We start from the raw sequence: 5991 nt of genomic DNA on the forward strand, positions 1-5991 counted from the left end.
TCTCCGTCGGCCTGCGCGGGGAGGCGTACGGCGCCGTCGGCCTGCGCGGGGAGGCGTACGGCCCCCGCGGGCAGGGCGTCGGCGACCGGGTCGCCGCACTCGGCCGGCTCGGCGCCGTCCATCGTGCGGGGCAGTTTCAGCGCCATCACGGCGCCCGCGAGCAGCAGGCCCGCGCTGACCAGGAGCGTGACGTGCAGCCCGTGCACGAAGGCCTGCCGGGCGGCGGCGTGCAGGGAGTCCCCCGCCGCCCCGCCGAGGTGTGCGGCGACCTGGTAGGCCTCGCCGAGCGAGTGCGCGGCGTCGCGCGCCGCGTCGGCCGGAACGCCGGGGAGGCCGGTCAGGCCGGGCGCGTAGGCGGCGTTCATCACGCTGCCGAGCAGGGCGATGCCCATGCCCGCGCCGAGCTGGTACGAGGTCTCGCCTATGGAGGCCGCGCCGCCGGCGGTGTCCGCCGGGGCCTCGCTGAGCATGGACTCGTAGGCCGCGAACAGGGTCGTCTGCAGGCCGAAGCCGAGCAGGACGAACCCGACGGTGAGCAGCACGGGCCGGTCCTGCTGGCCCATCAGCGTCAGCAGCAGCACGGCGGCGGCGGTCAGGACGAAACCGAGCGAGACCATCCTGCGCGGGCCGACCCGCTGGAGGGTGTACGAACCGGTGGCGCCGGCGGCCATGGCGGCGAAGGTGAGCGGCAGCAGCCGCAGGCCGGTCTCCAGCGGGCTCAGGCGCAGCACCAGCTGGAGGTACTGGACGGCGATCAGCTCCAGGCCGACCAGCGCCAGCATGGCGAGCACGATGCAGCCGACGGAGGTGGAGAACGCGGCGCGGGAGAACATCCGCATGTCGATCAGCGGGTGCTCGCGGCGCCTCTGGCGGCGCACGAAGAGGATCAGCAGGGCCGCGCCGAGCGCCAGGGGCACCAGCGCCCCGGGGTCCAGGAGGTGCCGTTCGACGCCGAGCCGCTTGACCCCGAGGACCCCGCCGAGGACCCCGCCCGCGGCCATGAGCGCGCCCAGAACGTCCCAGGGGCCGTCCGCCGCGCCCCGGGATTCGGGCAGCAGCCAGCGGCCGAGCGGCAGGATCAGGGCCATCAGCGGGATGTTGATGAGGAAGACGGAACCCCACCAGTAGTGCTGGACGAGGAAGCCGCCGAGGACGGGGCCGCCGGCCGCGCCGATCGCGGCGACGGCGGTCCAGATGCCGATGGCGAGCGCCCGTTCGCGCCGGTCGGGGAAGACCTGACGCAGGATCGACAGGGTGGCGGGCATGATCATCGCCCCGCCGATGCCGAGCAGGGCGCGCGCTGCGATCAGGACCTGGGCGTCGTCGGCGAGGGCGGCGATCGCGGAGGCGACGCCGAAGAGGCCGTAGCCGAGGAGCAGGATCCGGCGGCGGCCGACCCGGTCCCCGAGGGTGCCGAAGAGGATCAGCAGCGAGGCGCAGACCAGCGGGTAGGCGTCGACGATCCACAGGAGTTCCACGGCGCCGGGGCGCAGGTCCTCGGTGACGGAGGGGACGGCCACGTGCAGGATCGTCGCGTCGAGCGCGACGAGCACGAGGCTGACGCACAGGACGGCCAGGACGGCCCAGCGGTTGGCGCCGCCGGAGGCGGCGCGGACCCGCTGCCGGAGGGAAGGGTTCCCGTCGCCGGTCGTGTGCGTCCCCGACATGCGTGTACCTCCCAGGTGATCCCTCGCACTCGGCGGACCAGCGTCGTTGTGGCGCCGCGCGTGGTGCGCTGGGCGGCGTCCAACGGGGTCCGGCATCGACTCGCGAGTGAAGGGTCAGCGTACGCGAGTTCGTGTGTCCGACACGTGGTCAAGCTCTCATCGCGACGGCGGCCCCGGTGTGGTGTGCGCCACTCGCCCCGCGATGTCCTCACTCCCCCGTACACGCCCGGCCACGGCCCGTGGTTCTCGTCCGGGGCCCGCGGTCGGGGCGTCGATACTCGTCTGCGTGAGAACCGACCCCACCCACGAGGTGCCCGTGAAGGAACCCGGACCCCGCCGGGCCGCGCCCGCGCTCGCCGCCTTCGCGGCCGTCCGGCTGCTCGCTCTGGGCGTGCTCGGCGCGTGGGGCGCGGTGGCGGGCAGCAGCCCGCACACGCTGTTGTCGGCCCGCTGGGACTCGCTCTGGTACGCCCGCGTCGCGGGCGGCGGGTACGGATACGAGGTGGTCCTGCCGAACGGGGCCGTCCATTCCAGCCTGGCCTTCTTCCCGTTGCTGCCGTGGCTGGAGCGGCTGCTGGCGGCGCCCACCGGGCTCTCGTACGGTTCCGCGGGCCTGGTGGTCTCGGCGGTGGCGGGGCTCGCCGCCGCGTGGGGGATCTTCGCCGTCGCGGACCTGCTGTACGGGCGCCGCGCCGGAGTGCTGGCGGCCGCGCTGTGGGCGGCGCTGCCGGTCGGGATCGTGCAGTCCATGGCGTACAGCGAGTCGCTGTTCACCGCCCTGGCGGCCTGGGCCCTGTACGCGGTCCTGCGCGGGCGCTGGGTCACGGCGGGCCTGCTCGCGGCCGGCGCGGGGCTGACCCGGCCGGTCGGCGCGGCCGTGGTCGCGGCGGTGTGGGCGGCCGCGGCCCTGGCGTGGCGGCGCGGGGAGCGTTCGTGGCGGACGGCGGCCGGAGTGCTGCTGGCTCCGCTGGGCGCGGCCGCGTACGTGCTGTGGGTGGGGCGGCGGACCGGCGGCGGGCTGCTGGGGTACCTGGACGTGCAGGCGGGCTGGGGCAACGGCTTCGACGGGGGCTGGGCCTTCGCCCGTTTCATCGGGGCACGTCTGGCGTCCTCCGCCTTCGCGGCCGGGCTCGGCCTGATCGCCGGGGTGCTGCTGGTGCTGTGGCTGTACCGGCTGTGCGTGCGGCAGCGGCAGCCCGCCGCGCTGCTCGTGTACGCCGGGGTCGTGGTGGTCCTCGCCCTGTGCGCCTCCGGGTACTTCGGGTCCAAGCCGCGGCTGCTGCTGCCGGCGTTCCCGCTGCTGCTGCCCGTGGCGGTGGCGCTGGCCCGGTGGCGGACCGGCCGGGCCGTGGCGGTGCTGGGGACGGCGGCCCTGGCGTCGGCGGTGTACGGGGCGTTCTGGCTGAACGGTTCGGGCCCTCCGTGATCACGGAATGGATCATTCCAATCCATGATTGCGTAAAGGAATTGAATGTGGGCAATAAATCCGAGGCAAGTATGCGGATAATTACCGGGGCAGCAGTCCCGGAGTTGAATCGGCGGAGTTCCAACAAGCGCCGGAATAGCGGCAATTAAGTTCCGCGTGAGACGCACTCCACATCACATGGTCATCACAAAGCCCGCGATTCGACCGGGCCGCCCGTCGTCGCGCGGTAACGTCGATTGAGTGCGTACCGACCAAATGCTGACCCGTCTGGAGCCGGTGTTCGCCCGGCTGGACCGGGAACCAGAGCGACCGGCTCATCTGCAAACACCGCGGATGAGCCGGCACCGCGTCGTGCTCCTCGCCGCCCTGCTCGCGTGCTACCTCGCGATCGTCGTGGCCGTGCTGACGACGTCCTGGCTCGTCCGGCTGGACTGGCAGATCATGTTCTTCCGGCCCTACGAGCAGTGGCCGCAGCTGCACGCCTTCCTCGACTACCTCGTCGTACTCGGCCAGCGCGGACCCACCGCCGTCATGGTCGCGGCCTGGCTGGGGTGGCGCTCCTGGCGCCAGCACACCCTCCGCCCGCTGATCACCCTCGGCGTCGCGCTGCTGCTGCTCAACATCACCGTCGGCTCCGTGAAGCTCGGCCTCGGCCGGCTCGGTCCGCACTACGCCACCCAGATCGGCTCCGCCGAGCTCTTCGCGGGCGGCGATATATTTCCTTCCGGCCACACCGCCAACGCCGTCGTGACCTGGGGGATCCTGGCCTATCTGGCCTCCACCACCGTCACCCGGCGGGTGCTGTCCGTGTTCTCCGCCGTCGTCTCGCTGAGCGTCGGGGCCACGACCGTCTACCTCGGCACCCACTGGGTGAGCGACGTCCTGCTGGGCTGGCTCGCGGGTCTGCTGATCATGCTGGCGCTGCCCTGGTTCGAGCCGCTCATCGCCCGCACCGAGGCCTACGTCTTCGAGCTGCGCGAGCTGTGGCGCCGCCGCCTGGAAGACGGCAGGCTCTCCGAGCCGGTCGCCGCCGCGCTCACCCCGCTGCTCTCCGCGGGCGGCAAGTGGCAGCCGAAGCGCTCCGACGAGGAGACGGCCGCCCCGGTCCCCGTGCCGGGCGGCGCGGCGGCCGGGCACTCCCCGGCGCTGCGCCCCGCCGGCCACCCGGCCGCCCGCCAGCACGTCATCCGCTCCGAGCGGACCCCGCTCACCCCGGCCGGCAGCCGCCGCCCGGCGCACACGGAACGGGCCGCCGCCCGGGGGGCCTCGGCCCGCCCGGCCGGCTGATCCGCACTGCCGCGGGGACGGTACGCACACCCCCACCCCGCACCACCACGACGGCGGGCCGGTTCACCGAACCGGCCCGCCGTCGCCGTTGATATGCACGGCGCGTCAGCCGGACGCCCAGAGGTTCCTCCGTACCGGGTCACACTTGTGTCACGGGTTGTCGACAGCCGGGGTCCCGCCCGGCATTCTCCGCATCCCCCGTCCGGAGCAGCCCCGGAACCCGGTCGCATTTCCGCCGGAGAGCCTTCGAATTCCATCCGGGCATTTGCGTTCCCCCGGCTCCGCTCTCACTCCTCCGCGGGCTCCAGAGCACGGCCGAGAAGGTCGCGCGCACTGCGGATCCGTTCGGTCAGCTCGGGCGGCTCCACCACCTCGAACTCGCACCCGAGCAGCATGAGGTGAATGACCAGGACGTCCAGACTCACCGCCCCGGTGCGCAGCAGGCAGCCCTGCCCGTCGAGCGGCTCCAGCGCCCCGTCGGAGGGCCCGATGATCCGCGCCGCCTCCTCGGCCGGCATCCGCAGCCGCACCACGGCCCGGGCCGCGTAGGCACCCTGCGCCACGCCCCGCGAGACGTACGCGGCGAGGTCCTCGGCGGGTGCCGGACGCGGGACGAAGCGCGGGCCGTGCGGGGGGCGGGGCTCGATGCGGTCCGCGCGGAAGGTGCGCCAGTCCTCGCGGTCGCGGTCCCAGGCGACGAGGTACCAGCGCCGCTCGCTGCAGACCAGCCGGTGGGGCTCCACCGTGCGGCGGCTGACGTTGCCCCCGTGGTCGCGGTACCCGAAGCGCAGCCGCTCGGAGTCCCGGCACACCGCCGCCAGTTCCGTCAGCACCGCCGGGTCGACGGTGTCCCGCGCGGGCCCGCGCAGCATGGGCACGGTGAACTCGTTCAGCGCCGACACCCGTCCGCGCAGCCGTGCCGGCAGTACCTGCTCCAGCTTGGCCAGGGCCCGTACGGAGGCCTCCCCGATCCCCTCGACGCCGTTCCCGGCGGCCGTCCGCAGCCCGACCGCCACCGCGACGGCCTCGTCGTCGTCCAGCAGCAGCGGCGGCAGCTCGGCCCCCGCCCCGAGCTGGTACCCGCCGCCGGTGCCCGGACTGGCGTTCACGGGGTAGCCGAGCCCCCGCAGCCGGTCGACGTCCCGCCGGACGGTGCGCGGCGTGACCCCGAGCCGTCCGGCGAGATCGGCACCGGTCCATTCGCGGTGGGCCTGCAACAGGGACAACAGGCGCAGCAGCCGTGCGGAGGTATCGAGCATGCCCGCAGTCTCCCCCGTCACGGCCACCGGGTGTGAGGCGCCGCCGGGGTCCGGGAGGAGGGCGGGCCGGGGCAAGGCCCGGCGCGGCTGCCCGCACCGTCCCCGCCCGGCCTCAGCTCCCCGGTGCGGCCGGACCTCGGGAAGGCACCCCGTGGCCCGGCGCCGGCCGCACCGGGACCGGCACCGCGTCCGGCGGGGACGCCGCCGCGGGACGCGTCGGGAGCGTGGCCGCCACGGGACCGGCCGGCGCGGGACCCGGAGGGGACGCCGCCCCCGGACGCGTCGGGACCGTGGTCGGCGCCGGCCCGGCCGGCGCGGGACCCGGAGGACCGAATGTTCCGGCCCAAGGGAC

At 74.6% G+C, this 5991-nt stretch carries 4 protein-coding genes; 2 read left to right on the forward strand and 2 right to left on the reverse strand.

The features are described from left to right. The coding region (locus ACEPPI_RS39495; RefSeq protein WP_373920080.1) for an MFS transporter at nucleotides 1–1667 on the reverse strand (1667 nt) is incomplete at its 3' end. Nucleotides 1668–1953: 286 nt separating this feature from the next. Here ACEPPI_RS39495 and ACEPPI_RS39500 point away from each other — a divergent pair. Together ACEPPI_RS39500 and ACEPPI_RS39505 are read left to right on the forward strand one after the other, a co-directional pair. Continuing rightward, on the forward strand, nucleotides 1954–3093 hold the full coding sequence (locus ACEPPI_RS39500) for a glycosyltransferase family 39 protein (protein ID WP_373920081.1): 1140 nt from the start codon (nucleotides 1954–1956) through the stop codon (nucleotides 3091–3093). Nucleotides 3094–3333: 240 nt separating this feature from the next. Beyond that, entirely contained in the window at nucleotides 3334–4380 is a 1047-nt protein-coding gene (locus tag ACEPPI_RS39505) for a phosphatase PAP2 family protein (protein WP_373920082.1), read from the forward strand. Between the two features lie 287 nt (nucleotides 4381–4667). Here ACEPPI_RS39505 and ACEPPI_RS39510 read toward each other — a convergent pair whose 3' ends face one another. Then, on the reverse strand, nucleotides 4668–5639 hold the full coding sequence (locus ACEPPI_RS39510) for a helix-turn-helix transcriptional regulator (RefSeq protein ID WP_373920083.1): 972 nt from the start codon (nucleotides 5637–5639) through the stop codon (nucleotides 4668–4670). Nucleotides 5640–5991 lie beyond the last annotated feature (352 nt).

It is taken from the genome of Streptomyces sp. AB3(2024), from assembly GCF_041862025.1.
Classification (GTDB): Bacteria; Actinomycetota; Actinomycetes; order Streptomycetales; family Streptomycetaceae; genus Streptomyces.

What these genes read in the sequence shown, in the direction of transcription:
- ACEPPI_RS39510 (WP_373920083.1), bottom strand. Translation starts at nt 5,639, where the DNA reads ATGCTCGATACCTCCGCACGGCTGCTGCGCCTGTTGTCCCTGTTGCAG.